The 22,008-nt window shown below is 36.8% G+C and carries 23 protein-coding genes, 1 riboswitch and 2 other annotated features; of the genes, 14 read left to right on the forward strand and 9 right to left on the reverse strand.

All coding sequences use genetic code 11. The annotated features are described in order from the left end of the window. Positions 1-86 precede the first annotated feature (86 nt). The gene (gene fni / locus KM885_RS10455; RefSeq protein WP_216883939.1) at positions 87-1,136 is read right to left on the reverse strand and encodes a type 2 isopentenyl-diphosphate Delta-isomerase; all 1,050 of its coding nucleotides are present in this window, start codon (positions 1,134-1,136) and stop codon (positions 87-89) included. A 140-nt stretch (positions 1,137-1,276) separates the two neighbouring features. Here fni and KM885_RS10460 point away from each other — a divergent pair, with 140 nt between their 5' ends. Further along, positions 1,277-1,816: an HD domain-containing protein gene (locus tag KM885_RS10460; protein WP_047184934.1), complete on the forward strand. Its 540-nt coding sequence runs from the start codon at positions 1,277-1,279 to the stop codon at positions 1,814-1,816. Positions 1,817-1,878: 62 nt separating this feature from the next. Here the strand turns inward: KM885_RS10460 and KM885_RS10465 are convergent, their stop codons facing one another. Both KM885_RS10465 and KM885_RS10470 read right to left on the reverse strand, forming a co-directional pair. Further along, positions 1,879-2,703, reverse strand: a complete 825-nt coding sequence (locus KM885_RS10465; protein WP_216883940.1) for an aldo/keto reductase — start codon at positions 2,701-2,703, stop codon at positions 1,879-1,881. A 194-nt stretch (positions 2,704-2,897) separates the two neighbouring features. Beyond that, complete coding sequence (locus KM885_RS10470) at positions 2,898-3,746, reverse strand: sulfurtransferase (RefSeq protein ID WP_216883941.1); 849 nt, start codon at positions 3,744-3,746, stop codon at positions 2,898-2,900. A 125-nt stretch (positions 3,747-3,871) separates the two neighbouring features. Between KM885_RS10470 and pepT the strand changes: the two genes are divergently transcribed. Next, entirely contained in the window at positions 3,872-5,104 is a 1,233-nt protein-coding gene (gene pepT / locus KM885_RS10475) for a peptidase T (RefSeq protein WP_204798277.1), read from the forward strand. A 236-nt stretch (positions 5,105-5,340) separates the two neighbouring features. On the opposite strand, the gene KM885_RS10480 is transcribed toward pepT, so the two are convergent. Then, a complete protein-coding gene (locus tag KM885_RS10480; RefSeq protein ID WP_047184930.1) occupies positions 5,341-5,547 on the reverse strand; it encodes a hypothetical protein in 207 nt (68 codons plus the stop codon). A gap of 295 nt (positions 5,548-5,842) precedes the next feature. On the opposite strand from KM885_RS10480, the gene KM885_RS10485 reads away from it, so the two are divergent. Beyond that, the gene (locus KM885_RS10485) at positions 5,843-6,850 is read left to right on the forward strand and encodes a D-alanyl-D-alanine carboxypeptidase family protein (RefSeq protein WP_204798278.1); all 1,008 of its coding nucleotides are present in this window, start codon (positions 5,843-5,845) and stop codon (positions 6,848-6,850) included. Positions 6,851-6,946: 96 nt separating this feature from the next. On the opposite strand, the gene KM885_RS10490 is transcribed toward KM885_RS10485, so the two are convergent. From KM885_RS10490 to KM885_RS10500, 3 genes are all read right to left on the reverse strand, one after another. After that, positions 6,947-7,489: a TolB-like translocation protein gene (locus KM885_RS10490; protein ID WP_204798279.1), complete on the reverse strand. Its 543-nt coding sequence runs from the start codon at positions 7,487-7,489 to the stop codon at positions 6,947-6,949. Next, a complete protein-coding gene (locus tag KM885_RS10495) occupies positions 7,480-7,752 on the reverse strand; it encodes a hypothetical protein (RefSeq protein ID WP_204798280.1) in 273 nt (90 codons plus the stop codon). Before KM885_RS10495 ends, KM885_RS10490 begins: the two co-directional genes overlap by 10 nt. A gap of 880 nt (positions 7,753-8,632) precedes the next feature. Further along, positions 8,633-9,091 (reverse strand): DUF2269 family protein, encoded by a 459-nt coding sequence (locus tag KM885_RS10500; RefSeq protein WP_204798281.1) that lies wholly within the window; start codon positions 9,089-9,091, stop codon positions 8,633-8,635. A 183-nt stretch (positions 9,092-9,274) separates the two neighbouring features. Between KM885_RS10500 and KM885_RS10505 the strand changes: the two genes are divergently transcribed. From KM885_RS10505 to lipA, 10 genes are all read left to right on the forward strand, one after another. Beyond that, on the forward strand, positions 9,275-9,835 hold the full coding sequence (locus KM885_RS10505) for a nitroreductase family protein (protein ID WP_204798282.1): 561 nt from the start codon (positions 9,275-9,277) through the stop codon (positions 9,833-9,835). Between the two features lie 284 nt (positions 9,836-10,119). After that, positions 10,120-10,369, forward strand: a binding site (T-box leader). A 41-nt stretch (positions 10,370-10,410) separates the two neighbouring features. Continuing rightward, positions 10,411-10,640, forward strand: a binding site (T-box leader). Positions 10,641-10,693: 53 nt separating this feature from the next. Then, positions 10,694-12,100 (forward strand): anthranilate synthase component I, encoded by a 1,407-nt coding sequence (gene trpE / locus KM885_RS10510; protein ID WP_047185636.1) that lies wholly within the window; start codon positions 10,694-10,696, stop codon positions 12,098-12,100. Further along, positions 12,081-12,662 (forward strand): anthranilate synthase component II, encoded by a 582-nt coding sequence (locus KM885_RS10515; protein ID WP_204798283.1) that lies wholly within the window; start codon positions 12,081-12,083, stop codon positions 12,660-12,662. The genes trpE and KM885_RS10515 overlap by 20 nt, the downstream gene beginning before the upstream one ends. Continuing rightward, a complete protein-coding gene (gene trpD / locus KM885_RS10520; RefSeq protein ID WP_204798284.1) occupies positions 12,659-13,684 on the forward strand; it encodes an anthranilate phosphoribosyltransferase in 1,026 nt (341 codons plus the stop codon). The genes KM885_RS10515 and trpD overlap by 4 nt, the downstream gene beginning before the upstream one ends. After that, positions 13,685-14,470, forward strand: coding sequence for an indole-3-glycerol phosphate synthase TrpC (trpC, locus tag KM885_RS10525; RefSeq protein WP_047185581.1), 786 nt, complete (start codon positions 13,685-13,687; stop codon positions 14,468-14,470). A 3-nt stretch (positions 14,471-14,473) separates the two neighbouring features. Next, entirely contained in the window at positions 14,474-15,112 is a 639-nt protein-coding gene (locus KM885_RS10530; protein ID WP_047185582.1) for a phosphoribosylanthranilate isomerase, read from the forward strand. Then, on the forward strand, positions 15,090-16,286 hold the full coding sequence (gene trpB / locus KM885_RS10535; RefSeq protein ID WP_204798285.1) for a tryptophan synthase subunit beta: 1,197 nt from the start codon (positions 15,090-15,092) through the stop codon (positions 16,284-16,286). The genes KM885_RS10530 and trpB overlap by 23 nt, the downstream gene beginning before the upstream one ends. A gap of 1 nt (position 16,287) precedes the next feature. Continuing rightward, a complete protein-coding gene (gene trpA, locus KM885_RS10540) occupies positions 16,288-17,079 on the forward strand; it encodes a tryptophan synthase subunit alpha (protein ID WP_047185584.1) in 792 nt (263 codons plus the stop codon). A gap of 63 nt (positions 17,080-17,142) precedes the next feature. Next, positions 17,143-17,251: riboswitch (TPP riboswitch) on the forward strand. 85 nt (positions 17,252-17,336) lie between these two features. After that, positions 17,337-18,182: a lipoate--protein ligase family protein gene (locus KM885_RS10545; protein ID WP_379566292.1), complete on the forward strand. Its 846-nt coding sequence runs from the start codon at positions 17,337-17,339 to the stop codon at positions 18,180-18,182. Then, positions 18,175-19,110, forward strand: a complete 936-nt coding sequence (gene lipA, locus KM885_RS10550; RefSeq protein WP_047185585.1) for a lipoyl synthase — start codon at positions 18,175-18,177, stop codon at positions 19,108-19,110. The genes KM885_RS10545 and lipA overlap by 8 nt, the downstream gene beginning before the upstream one ends. Before the next feature lie 32 nt (positions 19,111-19,142). Here lipA and KM885_RS10555 read toward each other — a convergent pair whose 3' ends face one another. Continuing rightward, entirely contained in the window at positions 19,143-19,352 is a 210-nt protein-coding gene (locus KM885_RS10555; RefSeq protein WP_047185586.1) for a heavy-metal-associated domain-containing protein, read from the reverse strand. Between the two features lie 91 nt (positions 19,353-19,443). Next, positions 19,444-21,339, reverse strand: coding sequence for a heavy metal translocating P-type ATPase (locus tag KM885_RS10560; RefSeq protein ID WP_216883942.1), 1,896 nt, complete (start codon positions 21,337-21,339; stop codon positions 19,444-19,446). A gap of 326 nt (positions 21,340-21,665) precedes the next feature. Between KM885_RS10560 and KM885_RS10565 the strand changes: the two genes are divergently transcribed. Beyond that, positions 21,666-22,004, forward strand: a complete 339-nt coding sequence (locus tag KM885_RS10565; RefSeq protein WP_060667803.1) for a thioredoxin family protein — start codon at positions 21,666-21,668, stop codon at positions 22,002-22,004. The last annotated feature ends 4 nt before the right edge of the window (positions 22,005-22,008 follow it).

Here is a 22,008-nt window from a genome sequence, read left to right on the forward strand (position 1 = left end):
TACATTTATGATAGAGCGCCTTTTCTTTTTTTTCTAGAATTTTGTTTCAAATCCCCGAGAACTATTTTACACATAGCCTATCCTATTTATTCATCTAATAAAGATTTACCCATAATTTGAACACGCTTCGTATTCTTTAAATCATCCAAGTTTTTCACACCGATACCGAACATAGTCATTTTTAATTCCATTTCAATTTGTTCCATTGTTTCCAACACTTTTTCCGTTGATTCCGTAGCAGATTTCAATAAGTGGCGGGCAAAACCAATAATATCCGCTCCTATCGTAATAGCCTTAGCAGCATCCACTCCTGTTTTCATTCCACCGCTTGAGACTAGTGGAACACTTGGTAATTTACTTCGAACGGAAACGATACAATCCTTTGTCGGAATTCCCCAGCTATTAAATGCTTCTGCAGCCGCTCTTCTTAGTGGATCTTTAGAACGTAATTTTTCAACTTGGCTCCAAGATGTTCCACCAGCGCCTGCAACGTCAATATAGGAAATACCCGCATTATATAGTTTTTCCGCTACCGTTCCATCAATACCAAATCCGACTTCTTTTGCCCCAACTGGAACGTTTACTACTTTGCAAAGTTCCTCAATTTTAGGAAGTAGATTTTCAAAGTTGAGGTCTCCCCCATCTTGTACAACCTCCTGCAAACTATTTAAATGAAGGACAATGGAATCTGCATTCGTTAAATCCACAATTCGCTGTGCCTCTTCCGCTCCATACCCATAATTTAATTGCACTGCACCTAAATTTACAATGAGTGGTACATTTGGTGCATATTCTTTTATGAGAAAGGATTCTTTATGTGCGTTGCTCTCAAGCATTGCTCTAGTAGATCCGATTGCCATAGTCCAACCTTTTTCCGCAGCAGCACGAGCAAGATTCTGATTGATGATCGTAGCTAATTCCGAACCACCTGTCATCGAACTAACTAAAAATGGCGTTCTTAGATCTTTTCCCAAAAAGCTCGTATTTATTTCGATATCATGAAAGTTAATTTCTGGTAACGCATTATGTATAAAATCAATTCCCTCAAGGCCTGTAGATTTGTTAACCCCTTCCACATCCCTCGTCAAACATAAGCGAATATGCTCGGTCTTCCTTTGGTTTATGCCTCTTTCCATACTGATAGGTACCTCCACATTATGTATAATAGTAGTTGATATTAGTTTACCCATTAACGAAAAAAATTGAAAGAAAATAGGACTTTTCTTATGATTACTATATACTAAATATAAAATCATCTTACAAGGGAGTGTTTCATTTGATTGAAAAGGCAAAAACATTCGCTATAAATGCGCACAAAGATCAAAAACGCAAAAATTCTGATACCCCCTATGTTACACATCCAATAAGAGTAGCTAAAAGATTGCAGGAAGCGGGCTTTAATGATGAACTAATATGCGCCGGATTCCTCCATGATGTAGCGGAAGACACTCCCTATACGATAAATGATATCGAAAAGGCATTCGGTCCAGTGGTTGCACAGTTAGTCGCAGCCCACACAGAAGACAAAACGAAACCTTGGCAAGAGCGCAAGCAACATACAATTGATACGGTTAAAGCCGCCAGTAAGGAGGTAAAATATCTCATTGTAGCAGATAAATTAGATAATTTACTCGGTCTTGAAACAGATTTACAAGAACAAGGTGATCGAATTTGGAAGAATTTTAATGCTGGTTATGAAAAACAAAAATGGTACAACGAATCGATCGTTAAAAATATGTATGTTGGATTGGATAAAGAGGATATTCCTGATTACTTTTGGGAGTACGAAGAAGCGGTGAAGAGTTTTTTTCAGTAACTTAAAGATGTGGAAGGCATTTAAAATACCAGATGAAACTTTACGTCCATCTGGTATTTATCTTATCTATCATTAAATTCACTAGGGTTTTTATTAATTCTAAGATTTCTATCTAACTCTGCAATTTTACCCATATCAGATTCGGTCAATTCAAAGTCAAACACATTGATATTTTCCTCAATCCGAGAAGGCGTAACAGATTTCGGTATCACAACGGCACCTGTTTGTAAGTGCCAGCGCAAGATGATTTGCGCAGGTGTCTTACCATATTGCTCCGCAAGCCCTTGGATTACTTCATCTTGTAGAATATCTCGTCCATTCATAAGTGGGCTATATGCTTCTAATTTAATTTGATGTTGTTCACAAAATGCTTTCAATTCTTTTTGTTGTAAGTATGGATGGCATTCGACCTGATTGATAACCGGAACAACTTCACACTCATTTAAAATACGCTCTAAATGCTCTATATCAAAATTACAAACACCAATCGCTTTCACACGACCATCCTTATAGAGCTTTTCAAGTGCTTGATACGTCTCAACGTATTGATCAAACTTCGGTGTTGGCCAATGTATTAAATACAAATCAACATAATCAAGGCCTAATCTTTCAAGGCTTGCATCAAATGCCTTAAGTGTATTTTCGTATCCATGATCAGTATTCCAAACCTTCGTTGTTATAAATAATTCTTCTCTTGGAATGCTACTATTAGCAATCGCTTTGCCTACCCCCACTTCATTTCCATAAACTTTAGCAGTATCGATAGAACGGTATCCCGCTTTGAATGCATTTTCTACAGCAACGGTCGCTTCTTCATCTGGAATTTTCCAAACTCCAAATCCCAATTGCGGCATTTTAAGACCATTATTTAATGTAACATCTATCATATTATTTACTCCCTTCCTAATTAAGATATATTAATCATACCAAATTCGATTATCATTAAGAAGTAATCCCTATTTTGGATTTTGAAAAAGGTCGGTATCGAATTCACTCGTTTGAGTAGCGGGACTAGCGCATTATTGTTTTGTTCCGCTACTCATCGGTGGTTACCATCGATTAACAAAATTGCGGATATGCGTCACAACGTGCTCTCATCCAATTCAATGTCATTTTCATCATAAGAAATCCAATCACTAAAACTACCTGGATATAATTTAATATTTTCATAACCAAGGGACTTAAGCGCTACGATATTGGGACAAGCCGAGACACCTGAACCGCAGGAAACAATAATTTCCTTATCCTTTGGTAAAGATGAAAAATGTTTAGCGAGCTGTTCTTTGTTTTTCCATGAACCATCGGAATTAAGAACGTCTTTCCAAAAATAATTTACTGCGCCGGGAATATGACCTGCTTTGCTATATAGCGGTTCCCTAATACCTAAATACCTTTCCTTATCTCGTGAGTCAATTAAAATTGCTTTCTTGTTTTCTACCCTCTCTTTTACATCCTTCATGGAGACTACTTCGTTACTACGAATTTTGGGCTCAAACTGTTTTCTTTTTAATGAAGGAAGTTCCGCAGTTACAGGATTCCCCTCTTCAACCCATTTCTTATAACCACCTTCTAAAATATATGCTTTTTCATGTCCTAGATAATGTAACAACCACCACATTCTTGCTGCAAACATGTCATTTTCTTCATCATATATAACGACCGTAGTTTCGTGACCAATACCAATATTCCCCATTTTAGCTGCAAACAATTCCATGTCTGGGAGTGGGTGTGCACCACCGTGCTTTGCAGCTTTGCTAGCTAGATCGCGATTCAGGTCCAAATAAACTGCACCGGGAATATGCTCATTTAAATACAATTTTCTTCCAGCATCTGGATCCGTTAACACGAAACGTACATCCACAATGACAGTACTTTCCGTTTTATTTATCATTCTTTCTTTTAGTTCATCAACACCAATTAAAAATGACATAGTGATCCCTCCAATTAATCTCTTTCTATGTATACGACAAATGAAATGTATTTCCTTCATTATTTCAAAATGATTTCCAACTTTGATATGATACGAATAAGAATCTAAATAAAGGAGCTAAGAAAATGAAAGATGAATTGATCAAACGATTTACTTCCTATGTAAAAGTGGATACCCAATCTAATGAAAATTCAAACACAACTCCATCTACACCCGGCCAATTAAAACTTGCAGAATTATTGTCTGAGGAATTGAAGAATATCGGAATGACAGAAGTCGAAATTGATGAAAATGGTTATTTAATGGCAACGCTCCCTTCTAACACGAATAAAAATATTCCAACGATTGGATTTTTAGCACATGTTGATACGGCTACAGATTTTACAGGCAAAGACGTAAAACCCCAAGTCATCGAAAACTTTGACGGCGAGGATATCGTTTTAAATAAAGAAAAAAACGTCGTGTTATCCGCAAAAGAATTTCCAGAATTACCTAGTTATAAAGGTCATACGTTAATAACTACGGACGGCACAACTCTCTTAGGAGCAGATAATAAAGCGGGAATAGCTGAGATTATGACCGCGATGAATTATTTAATCCAACATCCAGAAATAGAACATGGAAGAATTCGTATTGCTTTTACCCCGGATGAGGAAATTGGCAGAGGGCCTCATAAATTCAATGTTCCACGATTTGATGCCGCCTTTGCATACACAATCGATGGAGGACCATTAGGGGAATTACAATACGAAAGCTTTAACGCAGCGAGTGCTAAGGTTACATTTAAAGGAAATAACGTCCATCCCGGAACAGCGAAAAATAAAATGATAAATTCCGCTAAGCTTGCTGCCGATTTCATTAAGAAGTTTCCGGAAAAAGAAGCTCCTGAATACACAGAAGGCTACGAAGGTTTTTACCACCTTATATCCATTAATGGTGATGTGGAACATACCGAAGTGTACTATATCATTCGTGATCATGACCGAAACAAATTTGAAGCGCGTAAAAAGACAGTTAAATCCTATGTTCAAGAAATCAAAGAAAAACACGGTGAGGACAGCGTTTCTTTAGAATTAAAAGATCAATACTATAATATGCGCGACAAAATTGAACCAGTCAAAGAAATTGTTGACTTAGCTGAAGATGCCATGAAAAATTTAAATATCAAACCGATTATCGAACCGGTTCGTGGTGGTACAGATGGTTCTCAGCTTTCCTACATGGGACTCCCAACTCCAAATATTTTTACCGGCGGGGAAAACTTCCACGGTAAATACGAATATATTTCTATAGATAATATGGAAAAGGCTACAAAGGTTATTGTTGAGATATGTAGATTATTTGAGGAAAGAAATTAATCGAGTGATTCGATTTGGATGTTCGCTGTAGCTTTTTCAAGTTTGAATGTTGCAGTACTGTCATTTAACCAAAAAAATAATCCACCCTTGAGTTAACGGCTCTGGTGGATTACTTCTGCCTAAGGCTGACCCCCTTGTAGGGAGCCTTACTATTTTTCTTGAATTTGAAAATAAGGTACTTTTACATAATTAAGAAAAGGGATTTTCCACCTTTTTAGAAGTAATTTCCATTAAATTCATTTTTGCCCTTTTGATTTTGATGACGACTTAAATGACATAATTAATAAAAACAGGAATCCAATAAAACCACCAACCGAAAGCAACTTAGCTCCAATTTGTTCCTTGCCAAAGAAAGTATATATGCTAAAAATCAGAGCTAATGTAATTATTGTTCGAGAAATATTTATTCGGATATTATTTTCATTTAATTTCTTTGATATCATGAATCAATCTCCTCTTATTAATAATTACAACATTTTAACATAACTCACTATTTAATTGATATGATTGTTGCCTATGAAGGAAGGAGAAACAAGAATCGCAATACTCCACACATCGCTACGAAGCAAAGGATGTGTGAGTACAGGCGTTGCAACAGGACGTTGCGTTCTTAGCCTATAAGGGCGCTTGCACTTTTGCCTTTTACTAAAATATTCCGAGATTTTTATTCACTATTGTTGCACTCCCCTTTCTGTGAGAAAATAGAGTGAAACTTATTTTTTTAAAGGGGAAGTTATCATGTTTAAAAACAAAGCTTTATTATTCTCTATTATAGTAGTTGTTTTTCTTTCCGCATGCTCTTCTACTTCTAGTACAAATCCTAATAGCAAGAAGGATAATGAGGCTGTTGAAACATCAACAAATAATATCACGTCTGCTCCGGATGCTTTTCTCCAAAAGATGGATGAAGGTAAACAGGTGAAACTTCTTCAACAAGCTTTAAACAAAGTTGGGTATGATTTAGAAGTGAACGGTATCTATGACGAAACTACCACTTGGGCAATTACAGACTTCCAATTACAAAATGAAGAATTAATGGCCACTGGAGTTTATGATGAAGACACGGAACAAATGATGAACCAATTTTTAAAAGAAGATAAATCGGTGGAACCTGGTAAAGGATTACCTTTTGCCGAGGAAGCCACTTCAGATGAGTCAGATGCGAAAATTTTATCCAATCCATATGATGTGTTGGCTGTTGTTAATAAAGAATTTGCATTACCGGAAAGCTATGAACCTGAAGACTTAGTAACACCAAATGTTCGTTTTCCTTTTACAGAAGAACTACCAAAGAAACAAATGCGCAAAGTGGCTGCTGATGCTTTAGAAAAAATGTTTAAAGCAGCTGAAAAAGAGGAACTAGAGCTATATGCTCAATCCGGTTATCGTTCCTATGATCGACAGAAGGCCATTTTTGCTTCCAATGTAGAAAAAGATGGTGAAAAAGAAGCGAATATATTTAGTGCACGACCTGGAGAAAGTGAACATCAATCCGGACTAACGATGGATGTTACTAGTCCAGAGGTTAACTTTGATTTAATTATCGAATTTGGTGAAACACCTGAAGGTAAATGGATAAAGGAACATGCTGCAGAATATGGCTTTATTATCCGCTACCCTGAAGGAAAAGAAGATATTACAAAATATCAATATGAACCTTGGCACTTACGATATGTTGGCGAAAAAGCCGCAAAAGAAATCATGGAAAATAATTTAACGTTAGAAGAATATATATTAAAGAATTAAATCCTGCTCAATTGAACAGGATTTTTTCTTTACTATTTCCAAATTGATCTTTAATTATTGGTTTTCCACAGCAAAATTCACAACATCACCATCGACTTAAGACCAGATTTGTGTAATTTCCTTTTTTCTAATATCGTAGAAGTTTATAGTTACTTTATTAGGGTCCTCATCACTAAGTACTATTCCTTTATCTAGGTCAGATAAGAAATAAAATCCACTTTTATCTTTGTTATATTCAGGTTCTCGTATACCTATTTCTGAGTCTTTTAAGAGCACGGTTACTTTATCGGTTGCTATATCAATTGTTGCTACATGGGAAATTAACTCTTCGTGATTATTAAAATAACTAATCAGTATGCTCTTTCCATCCGAAGATAGAGATGCACCTGTAAGGAAGGTATTGCTAGTTGTTATATCCTTTACTTTTTGCCCATTTATATTATAGATAGAAAAAGTAAAAACAGGTGGTACAGGGTCAACCCCCTTTTTATTAGCTTGATCAATTTTTTCATACTCTTCTTTTACTGAATTCGTAACTACCCGTAGTTGTTTATTGTTAGGGTTATAATCCATCATCCGCACCGATATGTCGTTATTTTTATTGTCCCATTTATAGATTTCTTTCTTTTCTAAATCCAAAATTGTGTAAAAAACACTTCATTATTTGATTTAGAATAGGTTGCAGTCGGATACTCTGTTATTTTTTCTCTAAGTAATTCCTTATTTGTCTTTTTGTTTAGATCATATTGATAAAATATTTGATTTAATTGTTTATCTACAAAATTTATGTATAAATAATTATCCCCACTTTCTGTTAATGAAGAGACAGTTTCAGTTTTGTTTAAATTAAACACTAATACAGTAATAAAAAATAGTGAAGTAAGAATTATTGAAAACCTCATTATCCTTCTCATATAAATCACCTCAATAAATAGACCTCACCTGATTTTATTATTTTATTTTCAGGTGAGGTCTATGTTAAAAATATGTACTTTTTCAAATTAATATACTAACTTTTCACTCTAATTACTTATATGATAAAGTTAAATGAGTACCCCGTTAAGTAATAAAGTAATTAACCTTTAAATGAAAGAGAGTGAAATAATAATGATTTACAATATTACTGTACTTATCAGCGTTTTTCTCTTTTTAACAATAAAACAATTTATTTTTAATGACACAATACAATGGGTGGAAAATATCGGATCCTCTATTTTTGCAATGTTACTATTTATTTTTGTGCAATGGCTCCAGAAACCATATAATTGGAAAAAAGACGAAACATAACTTTCACATTAATCCCCTACAAAAAGACAGGTTAAGAAATATCCGTAGATGGTATTGGATAACATAAAGAGGCATCTAGCCAGCGGATGCTGATATGTAATGCATGAGTACTGATATCCCGCCTGCGTTTGCTGATATATCGTGCACGTGTACTGATATCCTGCCTGCGTTTACTGATATATGGTGCACTGTACTGATATCCCACCAGCGTTTGCTGATATATGGTGCACGTGTACTGATATTCTGCTAGCGTTTGCTGATATATGGTGCACGAGTACCGATATCCTACTGAAGATCTTTGCTGATATATAAGGATATCAGCAATCACTCCAGGATATCAGCCCCTCAACGGAGTGGCTCTTCCTTTATGTATCTATTAAATGGTCAGGTAAACTTTTTTAGGCCGCACTACAGACATCTGCAAGGGCAATATTATTATATTCATTTCCTACACTCTCACAAAAGAACAAATTGCTGTTTTTTCTCTTTCTCCCTTTAAAACGGCTTTAATATCATCAACGCAATAATAATAAGAAAAATAATATTTTCAATATGTTCTACAAAGAAAAGCCTTTTGGATAGTTGATAATATTCTACAGGAATATCCTCCCCTCTATAATCCCGAAGTAGCTTTTTTAAAGGTTTGGATCTTGATTTAAGTAAAGTTGGTCCAAATGCTAGTGCAACCAAAAATAGGAACAAACTAGTTATATACCATCCTTGTGAAAACCAATATGTATTCAAAATTCCCATCCATATTCCCGTAATAAGAAGTAATGTCCCTCCTACCATAGTTAAAATATGCAATTTATTTCGGATGGCAAATGACTGTCTTAATTCTGTCATATTACTAGGGTTTGAGCTTGTCACCACAAAGGTCATTACAAAACCAGGACCCATGCCTAAAATAGCAGAAAAAATATGGATAAATACAAGAAATTCATAGAACGTCATTAATCTCCCCCCTGCCTATGTCTATTTTACAATAAAAGACGATAAACAAAGCTGTGATTCTTATCACATTTCTCCTAAAAAATTAATATATAGATAATAGCATGTTTATAGAACGGCATCATTTGCTTTTCGTACTGTATTTAAGTAAAATTTATGGTTAATAACTATCTAGGGGGAAACCAAATGGAGAAAGAAAATTCCTTACTTCATATCATTCGTGAACGCCGTGCAATTAAAAAAGGTTATACAGATAAAGAAGTAACTGAAGAAGTTGTTCGAGACTTATTAGACTCTGCAATGTGGGCACCTACTCATGGAATGCGCCAGCCTTGGCGATTTATTTTCGTTGGTGCAGATGAATTGCCTGACTTCTCTAAAAAAGTGGCTTCGACATATCCTGAAGAGCGAAGACAAAATCGTGAAGATTATTTAAATGAGCCAAACGCCATCCTTGTTGCTATTATGGAAGATTCCGATATCGAAAAAACAAGAGATGAAAACTTTGGCGCAATCGCGTCCATGATTCAAAATTTCTGGTTATTAGCTTGGGAAAAACAACTTGGTGTAGTTTGGAAAACAAATCCACATATCTATGATCCAAAGGTAAAGGAACTGCTTCATGTGAAGGATAATGAAAAAATTGTAGGATTTATTCATTTAGGATATTTTGACCAGGCACCAGAAAAGAAAGAAAGAATCTCATTAGATGAAAAGTTTATTCGGTTTAACGATTTAAGAAAATAAAGCTGAGTGTTGTTTCAGCTTTATTTTTTTATCCACAATTAAATAGGGTATTATAGTTATGCACATTATCCACAGAAATCAATATGGTTATGCACATAAAATTGTTCATAACACTCCTCTCTTACAAAAAGGGTTAACAACATTATCCACAGGGGAAACACAATCTGTGGATAAAGTTTGGGGATAAATAAATGATCAGAGATAAAAAATTACGCATAAGGAATTTTCAAATAACTATTGACAATTGAGATAATTTATTTTAAGATTAGCACAATCAATTAAATGACTAAGCAATGACGAAGAAGAGTAATCTATGCTGACACTTAAGAGAGCTGGTGGATGGTGCGAACCAGTGTGATTACGTAGATGAATGGGCTTCCGAGCTTCCAAACCGAACCGATCGATTGTAGTAGGCTTTGGCGATTTCGTCTCATCGTTACCCGAGACAATACAAAAGTTATTATTTTAACTTTGTATTGCTAAAGTTGAGCTACTTAGCTAATAAAGGTGGTACCGCGGTCCCTCGTCCTTTAAGGATGAGGGGCCTTTTTGTATTTTAAAAAAACTATTAAATAATAAAATCGTTGAATAAGAGTAGTAAGCAAAATCATCGTGAAACAGAGAACTGGTGATGGTGGAAATCCAGTACACGATCTTTGCTGAATGGACTTATGAGAGGTTTCCTGAAATAAAGTGAATGTTCATTTTCAAGTAGGGAAACACGTGATTCCGACGTTAACGGAAAAAGTGGAAAAGATAACATCTTTTCAACTGGGGTGGCACCGCGACCAAATTCGTCCTCAGGTAAACATTACAAATTGTTTTGTTTACCTGAGGACTTTTATTTTAACGAAAGGAATGACTAAATTGAGTACACCAACTTATAAATTAACGAAATTACAAGCCAATTCCTTAACACCTACTGATATTTACAGAAAATTAACGGGGAAAAAGAAATTTTTACTAGAGAGCACCTTTCCACATGAAAGAAAAGGAAAGTATTCATTTATCGGAGCAAATCCTTACGAAGAAATTATCGGATATCACGATAAAACAACTGTAATCAATCATGATTCACATTCACAAGAGGTAATAACACAGAATGCCTTAATCTATTTAAAAAATCATCTACCAAAATTAGATTTCCCTATCCCCCTCCCCTTTTATGGTGGAGCGGTTGGATACACCGGATATGATGCCATCCGTCAGTTTGAAGACATTGGTGAAACCTTACCAGACGATCGTAACATGCCGGATATTCATTTTATGCTTTTTCAAAATATCATTGTCTATGACCATAATAGCGATGCAATCTATCTTATTACGATTAACATCAAAGATGAGGCTGAGATTGTACTAGATAAGCGTTTAGAAAAATTAAAGAAAAGTATAGAAAGGAAAGGCAGTAATAAGGTACCTAATAATGCATCAATGAATTTCACGCCAGAAATTTCTAAAGAAGCTTTTATGGAAAATGTAAACAAAGCAAAAGAGCACATCCAAAAAGGAGATATTTTTCAAGTCGTATTGTCCCAACGTTTAGTTGCAGATGTGGAAGGAGATGCTTTTCTATTTTATCAAAAATTAAGAGAAGCAAATCCGTCCCCCTATATGTTTTACATTGACTTTAAGGACTACCTACTCTTAGGTGCTTCACCAGAAAGCCTTGTGCAAACACAAGGTGACGAAATTATAACAAACCCCATAGCTGGAACAAGGGTACGTGGGAAAACAGCTCAAGAAGATTTGGCATTAATGAAAGAACTACTTGAGGATGAAAAGGAAATTGCGGAACACAAAATGTTGGTAGACTTGAGCCGAAATGATCTTGGGCGCGTCTGTGAAACGGGTACAATTTCGATACCTACTTATATGACCATCGAAAAATACCAACATGTCATGCACATTGTTTCTGAAGTGAAAGGAAAATTGAAAGCAAATTATTCTAGTATCGATGCATTGATTTCATGTTTACCGGCAGGCACCGTTTCTGGAGCACCTAAAATCCGCGCCATGCAAATTATTAACGAATTAGAAGAGAAAAAACGCGGGGCATATGCAGGTGGTATCGGCTTTATCAACTTTAATCATGACATTAATATAGCACTTGCCATTCGTTCGCTTATTGTAAAAGACAACAAGGCTTACCTTCAAGCTGGGGCAGGAATCGTATTTGACTCGAACCCGGAAACGGAATATGAAGAAACATTAAATAAAGCCAGATCCTTAATGGAGGTAGATAAGTATGATTTTGTTAATGGATAACTATGATTCCTTTACTTATAACTTATACCAGTATTTTTGTGAAGCTGATGTCGAAGTAAACGTGGTTAGAAATGATGTCATTACAGTAAATGAGATTGAGAAGATGAATCCTGAGGCTATTGTCATTTCTCCTGGCCCAGGTTTACCTAAACAAGCTGGGAATTGCATAGAAATTATCCAACACTTTTACAAACAGATTCCTATTCTCGGCATTTGTTTAGGTCATCAGGCAATCACGGAAGCCTTTGGTGGTTCATTAAGACAGGCAAAAGAAATAAAACATGGAAAAACATCGCTAATCACCCACAATGGAAAAGGTATTTTTAACCAACTACCTGATCCTTTAGAGGTCATGCGATATCATTCCTACGTTTCTAATGAACTTCCAGCTGAATTAGAGGTGGTTTCTGCCTCTATGGAAGACGATGAGATAATGGCGATTGCACATAAAGAATATCCTGTTTTTGGCGTACAATTTCATCCTGAATCTATTGGTACGACAACAGGGAAAACAATGATTCTAAACTTTTTAAAGGAAATAAGAAAGGAGCGTATTCAATGAAAAGCTATTTAGAAAAGTTAATTAACCGAGTAGATTTAACATTTGATGAAATGAAAGAAGTAACAGAATATTGTTTAACCGATACCGTTACCTATTCAGAAATTGCCGCACTTTTAACGGCTTTACACAGTAAAGGAGAAACCGCGGAAGAGATTGCAGGTATTGTAGAAGTTATTCGGTCCAAGTCAACATTTCATACCACACCAATCCCTGATGCCATAGATAATTGCGGGACAGGTGGTGACAAATCGTTCAGCTTCAATATAAGTACCACATCTGCTTTTGTTCTAGCTGGTGCTGGAATTACGGTTGCTAAGCACGGAAACCGGAGTATTACAAGTAAATCTGGAAGTGCGGACGTTTTAGAAGCATTAGGTGTCTCCCTAAGCTTATCCAAGGACCATGTGGAGGAATTACTCCATGAGAATAAAATTGCATTTCTATTTGCACCAAATGTCCATGGAGCATTAAGACCATTTACGAAAGTGCGAAAAGACTTAGGTATCCGAACTGTTTTTAATATCATTGGCCCATTAACCAATCCAATTCCATTAGATACGCAGCTCTTAGGTGTATACAACAAAGCCTTATTACCCGTTCTTGCCGAGTCGTTGAAAAAATTAGGACGCCGTCGCGCTGTTGTTATTAATGGCGCTGGAAACGTAGATGAAGCGACATTATCCGGGAAAAACAACCTTATATTCTTAAATGAAGGTCATATAGAAGAACTCACCTTAACTCCTGAGAGTGTTGGATTACCAACCTATACGAAAGAGGAAATCATGGGTGGAGACGCTAAACAAAATGCAGACATTTTATTAAGTGTGTTACAAGGAAAAAAAGGTGCTTATTATGACACGATCCTTCTCAATGCAGGACTCGGTATTTTTACAAACGGAAAAGCCGAAACAATCCAAGATGGTATTGAACTAGCAAGAGAAAGTATTGAATCAGGAGCTGCTTTAGAGAAATTAGAAAAACTAATCGAGTATAGTAAGAAAATTCCAAGCGGGGTGTATTAATTGACTATTCTAGATAAAATCCTAAAAGAAAAAGAAACGGAAATAAAACAGTATTTCAATCAAACGTTTGAACCAATTGATTATGATTCTACTATTTCATTAAAAGAAAAAGTTCAATCATCTCATTCCATGTGTATCATCTCAGAAATTAAACGGTCCTCCCCTTCTAAGGGAAACATTAAGATGGAGGTAAACCCTGTTCAACAAGCAAAACAATACGAAGCATCCGGAGCTTCAGCTATTTCTGTTTTAACCGATCCAGCATTTTTTAATGGAACGATGGAGGATCTACGTGAAGTAAGGAAGGCAGTTAACCTACCTATTTTGTGTAAGGACTTTATAATCGATTCGATTCAAATTGACCGCGCTAAAGCAGCAGGTGCGAATATTATCCTTCTAATTGTCGCTGCACTTGATGATACAAATTTAGAAAAACTTTATCACTATGCAAAGAACCTAGATTTGGAGATTCTCGTTGAAGTGCATAATGAAGAAGAAATGGAACGTGCCTTGAAATTAAATCCCGAGATTATCGGGATTAATAACCGAAACTTAAAGACATTTGACGTTAATATAGCTACTACAGAAAAACTAGCATCCATGGTAACAAATCCTGACACTATCCTAATCAGCGAAAGTGGCATGAAAACACAGCAAGATGTCATTCGTGCTAGAGATGCTGGTGCAAAGGTAATTTTAGTCGGAGAAACACTTATGCTAGCGGATGATATCGATGAGGCCTTCCGAGAATTAAAGGTTCCCCTTCTATTGAAAGGAGCTAAATGATTCATGCTCGTTAAGATATGTGGTATTCAGACCAAAGCAGCTGCTGAGGTTGCCGTAGAAAATGGGGCAAATTTAATTGGCTTCGTTTTTGCCAAAAGTAAGCGGAAGATAGAACCGGAAGAAGCTACCAAAATTGCTGAAACCATTCCAGATCACGTGAAAAAAGTTGGCGTATTCGTAAATGAATCCATTGATAAAATGATAGAAATCGCCGAAACGGTTGGATTAGATTATATCCAATTACATGGGGATGAAACACCTGATATCGCCCGAAGGATTCCTTATAAAGTCATTAAGGCCTTTGCCATGGAACCCGAAACTGTCTCTACGATTTCTGATTATCCTTGTGATTTTTACCTATTAGATAGTCCTAAAGGTAAATACCGAGGCGGAAACGGAAAGACATTTGATTGGGAATTAGTTCATCAACTTACGATTGATTCCAGTAAAATTCTGCTTGCAGGTGGACTAAACACTGAAAACGTTCGAGAAGCTATTACTACAATTAACCCAGCAGGCGTCGATGTATCTAGTGGCGTTGAAACAGATGGCGTGAAGGATCATAAAAAAATAAAGCAATTTATCCAAATAGCTAAACAAACAAGAAAGGATGAGAACATTGACAACGTACACCATGCCTGATAATAAAGGAAGATACGGAGAATTTGGAGGACAGTTTGTACCAGAATTATTAATGCCCGCATTAATAGAATTAGAAAAAGCTTACGAGGAAGCTATGGTTGATCCTTCCTTTACAGAGGAACTGGATTACTATTTAAAACAATATATAGGAAGAGAAACACCATTATACTACGCGGAACAATTATCCAAACAACTAGGTGGTCCAAAAATCTTTTTAAAACGGGAAGACCTTAATCATACTGGGGCGCATAAAATCAATAACACAATTGGTCAGGCGTTACTAACTATAAGAATGGGTAAGAAAAAAGTGGTTGCAGAGACCGGTGCTGGGCAACATGGAGTGGCAACTGCTACCGTTTGTGCTCTTCTAGGTCTTGATTGTATCGTATTCATGGGTGCTGAAGACATGAAACGCCAGAAGCTTAATGTATTTCGTATGGAACTATTAGGTGCCGAGGTGCGTAGTGTCTCTCAGGGAAGCTCAACATTGAAAGATGCAACCAATGAAGCCCTACGTTATTGGGCTAGTCATGTGAATGATACGCACTATATTCTTGGATCGGCCGTTGGACCACACCCATTCCCTAAAATGGTTCGTGACCTTCAATCCGTTATAGGTAAGGAAACAAAGCTCCAAATCATCGAACAAACTGGGAAGTTACCTGACGCTGTCGTAGCCTGTGTTGGTGGTGGAAGTAATTCCATCGGCATGTTTCACCCATTTATTGAAGACGAAGAAGTAAAATTATATGGAGCAGAAGCTGCAGGTTTAGGTGTCGAGACAAAGGATCACGCCGCATCTTTAACCAAAGGAAAACTTGGAATCTTTCACGGTACGTTGTCTCATCTATTACAGGATGAAAACGGGCAAGTAAAAGAAGCCTTCTCTATTTCAGCAGGATTGGATTATCCAGGAATCGGACCAGAACACAGCCATTTACACGTTACAAAACGAGCAACATACAAACCAATTACAGACGAGGAAGCACTAGAGGCATTTCAATTCTTATCGAAAACAGAAGGTATTATCCCAGCTTTAGAAAGCTCTCATGCTGTTGCACTTGCAATGAAACTAGCAAAAGAAATGACTTCTAAAGAAACACTAGTAATCTGTCTTTCTGGTCGTGGGGACAAAGACGTGGAACAAGTAAAAGCTAGATTGGAGGCAGAATAAGATGGGGAGACAAAAACTAGAACAGGCATTACAACAAAAACAGGCAGCCAACCAAAATTTGTTTGTTCCTTATATCATGGCTGGTGATGGCGGATTAGATCTATTAGAAGAACGTATTAACTTTTTACAGGAAAGTGGAGCTTCCGCCATTGAATTAGGCATTCCTTTTTCCGATCCAATCGCTGATGGTCCAACCATACAAGAAGCTGGAATTCGTGCTTTAGCTAATGGTACATCATTAGCATCCATTTTAGAATTTCTGAAGTCAACGAAGGTAGACCGCTCCATTCCGATTATTTTAATGACCTACGTAAACCCAATCTATCGTTATGGAATGGAACAGTTTGCTAAGGACTGTGCGGATTCTGGGGTAGACGGTATCATTATCCCAGATGTCCCAATGGAAGAAGAAGGCCCGATTGCAACCCACTTAAAAAATGAGAAAATAGCATTTATTCGCCTTGCTGCTATGACTAGTCCAGAGGAACGATTAAAAGAAATCGCAAGTAAATCAGAAGGTTTCCTTTATGCTGTAGCCGTAATGGGGACTACGGGCGCTAGAAGTTCCCATGGCGACAATGTAAAAAGCTATTTAGAAAACCTAAAGAAATATAGTACCGTTCCTGTATTAGCAGGATTTGGTGTATCTACTGTGGAACAAGCGCATGAGTTAAGTTCTCACTGTGATGGGGTTATCGTTGGTAGTAAAATTGTTGACCTCTTACACCAAGGAAAAAACAACGAAGTGAAAAATTTAATCCAAGGAAGCATTCAAACTAGTATTCATGCATAACATTTTAAGAAAGCAATTTACTTTACCCAGGATTTACCAATTGGTATGATGAATTTGTAATATAATAATCACTAGGGGAGCCTTTGTCGCTGAGAATAGCAATACCCTATTGCTTAAACCCTTTGAACCCGATATGGATAATACTAGCGTGGGGAAGTGCAGCCAAAAGGATTTTAGATGTAAGATACATCTATTGTACAAAAGACTGCACTCTTTTTTGGAGTGCAGTCTTTTTGATTTAAGAGGAGGGGTAATTTTTGCAAGAAGAATGGTTCTTTTTAGACAGTGGGCATCAGGATGCAGCAGTTAATATGGCAATGGATGAATCCCTATTAAACTGGCATAGTGAGGGTAAAATTCCGCCAACATTACGCTTTTACGGTTGGTCACATCCTACTTTATCGGCTGGTCAGTTTCAAAAAGTACATAAATCAATCCATTTCGACAATGTAAATAGCTATCATTGCCAATTTGTTCGTCGTCTAACCGGAGGAAGCGCTGTACTACATGATAATGAATTGACTTACAGTATTGTAGTTTCAGAGGATCACCCAGAAATTCCAACCTCTATTAAAGAAGCCTACCACGTCCTATCAAAAGGGCTTTATGAAGGTTTCAAGAATCTAGGAATCACGGTTGATTATGCCATGCCCGATAGAAGCGCCATGAAAGAAAAGACAGCTGTATGTTTTGAAAAGGCCGCATTTTACGAAATGGTAGTAGATGGGAAAAAGTTATCAGGTAATGCGCAAACAAGGAAGAAGGGTGTTCTACTGCAGCATGGGTCCATACCAATGAGTCTCGATATCAAGATGCTCTATGATTTATTCCGTTTCCCATCTGAAAAAATAAAACAACGTAGACGTGATGCTTTCCAAAGCAAAGCTATCACTATCGACCAACTAACAAATAAACAGAAATCATTTGACGAAGTGAAGGATGCATTCTATCAAGGATTTCAACATGGATTAAACGTTACTTTCCGTCCTTTTGAATTATCAAAACAACAATGGGAAGAAGTACATCATCTAGCAGAGACTAAATATCGTTCAGAGGATTGGAATTATCATCGATTACTAAAGGAGTCTATTAAAAGTGTCTAAACAAGAGGAATATCTCCGTAAACCTGAATGGTTAAAGATTAAATTAAACACGAATAAGTCCTATACTGGATTAAAGAAGTTAATGCGTGAGAAAAGTCTAAACACTGTTTGTGAGGAAGCAAGATGCCCGAATATTCATGAATGTTGGAGTGAAAGACAAACAGCAACATTTATGATCTTAGGTGATACCTGCACACGCGGTTGTAGGTTCTGTGCGGTCAAAACCGGTCTACCTAGTGGATTAGATTTAGGAGAACCGAAGCGGGTTGCAGATTCTGTTAAAATAATGGGATTAAAGCACGTCGTTGTAACCGCTGTAGCTCGAGACGATTTAGATGATGGAGGCGCCGCTGTATTTGCCAACACCGTTCGTGCCATTCGAAACGCAAATCCTGGCTGTACGATTGAGGTATTACCTTCCGATATGAAAGGTGATTATGAGAGCCTACATACCTTAATGGATAGTAAGCCGGATATTTTTAATCATAATATAGAAACCGTTCGCAGATTAACAAAGAAAGTTCGCGCTATTGCCAAGTATGATCGTTCCTTACAGTTATTACAGCGTGTGAAGGAGATTGCACCAGACATACCAACCAAATCTAGTATAATGGTAGGTTTAGGTGAAACCAAAGAGGAAATCATCGAAGCAATGGATGATTTACGAGCACATGACGTGGATATTATGACAATCGGTCAATACCTACAACCAACCAAAAAACATTTAAATGTGGAACGCTATTATCATCCAGATGAATTTGCCGAATTAAAAGAAATTGCACTTGAAAAAGGATTTAAACATTGTGAATCCGGCCCACTTGTTCGTTCTTCCTATCATGCGGATGAACAAGTTAGTAATTCCTCCAAGCAAAATCGAATTAAATATATGAAGGGCATTGAAAATCAAGAAGAAAAGCAGATCTTTTAGTTAAAAATGAAGAGGCCCTTATTGGCCTCTTTTTAATTTAGAACAGGATATCCTAATTTTTCAATTACCTCTTTCATTTCCTCCGCTTTTACTTCCTGCTCGTTAAACGTTGCTTTCACCTTGCTTGAGTTAAACATAACTTTCGCTTCTTCTACACCATCCATTTTACCAAGTTTTGTTTCAATCTTTTTAATACAAGATGGACAAGTTAGTGGTTCTAATTGGAATTTTATTGTTTTCATTATAAATCTCTCCTTTGTTTTGTTCTACCTTTATTATAAAATCCCTTTTGTTTCTTTTCTTTGACCTAGGTCAAGTTTTAACAATTTTATCTTAAACTTCTGCAACTGGAACTTTTCTTCCCCCCTTCCTATTTCCATGATTAAAACGAATAAGACGCATTGCATTTAAAATGACTAGTAGAACACTTGCCTCATGAATGAACATTCCTGAGGCTAAATGGATGGAACCTGCTAATACCCCAGCTAATAGGACAAACACAGTTCCTACTGCGAAAAACGTGTTTTGTTTCATGTTACGAATCGTAGCTTTGGATAAAGCGTATGCATGAGAGAATTGCATAAGTTGATCCGCCATTAAGACAACATCGGCAGTTTCCATTGATACATCTGTACCGCCTTCACCCATCGCTAAACCTATATCTGCTGTAGCAATTGCAGGTGCATCATTAATTCCATCTCCAGCCATTGCAACAACATGACCTTCCGCTTTTAACTTCATAAGCATTTCCACTTTGTTTTCTGGTAGTAATTCAGCATGGAATTCATCTAACCCTAATGTTTCGGCAACTAATTCTGCTGTATGTTTGTTATCACCTGTAAGCATAATCATCTTCTTAATTCCATTTTCACGCATCTCGGCTAGTGCTTCTACTGCATCTTCTCGAATTTGGTCAGCAATGGAAAAGATTCCAGCAATTTTTCCGTCAATGGCCACAAAGATAGCTGTATTTCCTAATTTCTCCCGTTCTATGGCATACGCGCATACTTCCTCCACCATATGGATCCCATCTGCATTCATTAATTTTCTATTTCCGATGGATAAATGATGGCCTTCTACCGTTGCTTGAATACCATTACCTTTCATGACTTCAACATCTGTTGGTTTCATGAAAAGTTCCATTCCTCTATCATTCGCTTCTTTTACGATTGTTCTACCTAAATGATGTTCTGAAGCCGTTTCAGCTTGAGCGACCAATCGTAATACATCCTCTTCCTTATACTCACCGAACACTTTAATATCTGTTACTTCTGGTTTCCCTTTTGTTAATGTACCAGTTTTATCAAATACAATGGTGTCTACTTTAGAGAATATATCCATTACTTCTCCACCTTTTACAAGAACGCCATGTTTCGCGCCATTTCCGATTCCTGCTACGTTAGATACTGGGGCACCAATGACTAAGGCACCTGGACAAGCAACTACTAGGAAAGTAATAGCTATGTGTAAGTCTCTTGTGATGAGATACACAAGTACAGATAGAACAACTACTGTTGGAGTATACACATTGGCGAACTTATCAAGGAACTTCTCTGTTTTCGATTTAGAATCTTGTGCCTCCTCCACAAGCTCAATGATTTTAGCAAACGTTGTGTCCTCCCCAACCTTTTCCGCTACCATTTCCATGTATCCACTATCCACAATCGTTCCACTAAAGACCTTATCATCCTTCCTTTTCGTCTTTGGCACAGATTCCCCGGTAACTGCCGCTTCATTTAAAGAAGCTTGCCCAGAAATAATACTTCCATCAACTGGTACCTTCCCACCAGAGCGAATAATAACGTGATCCCCTACCTCTACCGCATTCATTTCAACTGTTACCTCTTCCCCATTTCTTAAAACAACCGCTTCTTGAGGTGCCATATCGATTAGGTCCTTTAAGGATGAACGTGTTTTCTGTAATGTTCGTGCTTCGAGATAGTCACCGAATAAAAATAAGAATGTCACCACCGCAGACTCGACATATTCACCGATAAACAGTGCACCAATGACGGCAATTGTGACAAGTAATTCAATACTAAACGCCTTCATTCGCAATGCTTGAAACGCCTTTAGAAAAATTGGAATACCCGCAATCACTGTCGCTATCAGTAATGCTACTTGTTTTACATCCGTTAAACCTGAAAAATGTGCAACTAACGCTAATACCAATAGGAATCCCGCAATGGCTGTAATCTGATTTTTAAACTTGTTTATCTTTAATATCATAAGACTTCACCTTTCCTTTTCCTTCTTTCTAGTTCTAGCTTAAACTATATGAAGGAGAAAGAAATTGACGCCGGTCAAGTTTTGGAAAGTATTTTTATCTTTTTACAACCATAAAAAAATGGGAAAGCCAAACAAATTTTGGCCTCCCCAATATGAGAACGAATCATGGATCAAAGGAAATTACACTCTAAACAAATTCTTGTCTAGATGTACTATATGTATATTCATTTAAAAATAGCTCGTATAGTTTGCTTCCCCTAAGGTATACGTACAATTTTCTTTCAAACGCATGGGCTGATATACTAAATTCAAAAGAGGTGAACGAAATGAGAGAATTTGAAGATTTAACTAGTTTAGAAACGGTCGATACCTTTATTCAAAACTCCAAGTTATCCTTTATATATATTTCAAAAAACAACTGTAGCGTTTGTCACGGACTTCTTCCACAAGTACAAGCATTGATGGAAAAATACCCAAACATTGCATTAGGACATGTTAATGTAGATACAGTAGAAGAAATTGTGGGTCGATTTAATATTTTTACAGCCCCGGTACTGTTACTCTTTGTTAATGGGAAAGAGTATATAAGAGAAGCACGAATCGTTCACATGGATTTATTCGAACAAAAAATCGATAAAATATACGAAAATGTGGTTGGTCCCTAACCAA

This window comes from Oceanobacillus caeni (genome assembly GCF_019037185.1).
Taxonomy (GTDB): domain Bacteria; phylum Bacillota; class Bacilli; order Bacillales; family Amphibacillaceae; genus Oceanobacillus; species Oceanobacillus caeni.

Coding starts and splice junctions, on each gene's coding strand:
- fni (WP_216883939.1), bottom strand. CDS start 1,136: ATGGAAAGAGGCATAAACCAAAGGAAGACCGAGCATATTCGCTTATGT.
- KM885_RS10465 (WP_216883940.1), bottom strand. CDS start 2,703: ATGATAGATGTTACATTAAATAATGGTCTTAAAATGCCGCAATTGGGA.
- KM885_RS10470 (WP_216883941.1), bottom strand. CDS start 3,746: ATGTCATTTTTAATTGGTGTTGATGAACTAAAAGAAAGAATGATAAAT.
- pepT (WP_204798277.1), top strand. CDS start 3,872: ATGAAAGATGAATTGATCAAACGATTTACTTCCTATGTAAAAGTGGAT.
- KM885_RS10480 (WP_047184930.1), bottom strand. CDS start 5,547: ATGATATCAAAGAAATTAAATGAAAATAATATCCGAATAAATATTTCT.
- KM885_RS10485 (WP_204798278.1), top strand. CDS start 5,843: ATGTTTAAAAACAAAGCTTTATTATTCTCTATTATAGTAGTTGTTTTT.
- KM885_RS10495 (WP_204798280.1), bottom strand. CDS start 7,752: ATGAGGTTTTCAATAATTCTTACTTCACTATTTTTTATTACTGTATTA.
- KM885_RS10500 (WP_204798281.1), bottom strand. CDS start 9,091: ATGACGTTCTATGAATTTCTTGTATTTATCCATATTTTTTCTGCTATT.
- KM885_RS10505 (WP_204798282.1), top strand. CDS start 9,275: ATGGAGAAAGAAAATTCCTTACTTCATATCATTCGTGAACGCCGTGCA.
- trpE (WP_047185636.1), top strand. CDS start 10,694: ATGACTAAATTGAGTACACCAACTTATAAATTAACGAAATTACAAGCC.
- KM885_RS10515 (WP_204798283.1), top strand. CDS start 12,081: ATGATTTTGTTAATGGATAACTATGATTCCTTTACTTATAACTTATAC.
- trpD (WP_204798284.1), top strand. CDS start 12,659: ATGAAAAGCTATTTAGAAAAGTTAATTAACCGAGTAGATTTAACATTT.
- KM885_RS10530 (WP_047185582.1), top strand. CDS start 14,474: ATGCTCGTTAAGATATGTGGTATTCAGACCAAAGCAGCTGCTGAGGTT.
- trpA (WP_047185584.1), top strand. CDS start 16,288: ATGGGGAGACAAAAACTAGAACAGGCATTACAACAAAAACAGGCAGCC.
- KM885_RS10555 (WP_047185586.1), bottom strand. CDS start 19,352: ATGAAAACAATAAAATTCCAATTAGAACCACTAACTTGTCCATCTTGT.
- KM885_RS10560 (WP_216883942.1), bottom strand. CDS start 21,339: ATGATATTAAAGATAAACAAGTTTAAAAATCAGATTACAGCCATTGCG.
- KM885_RS10565 (WP_060667803.1), top strand. CDS start 21,666: ATGAGAGAATTTGAAGATTTAACTAGTTTAGAAACGGTCGATACCTTT.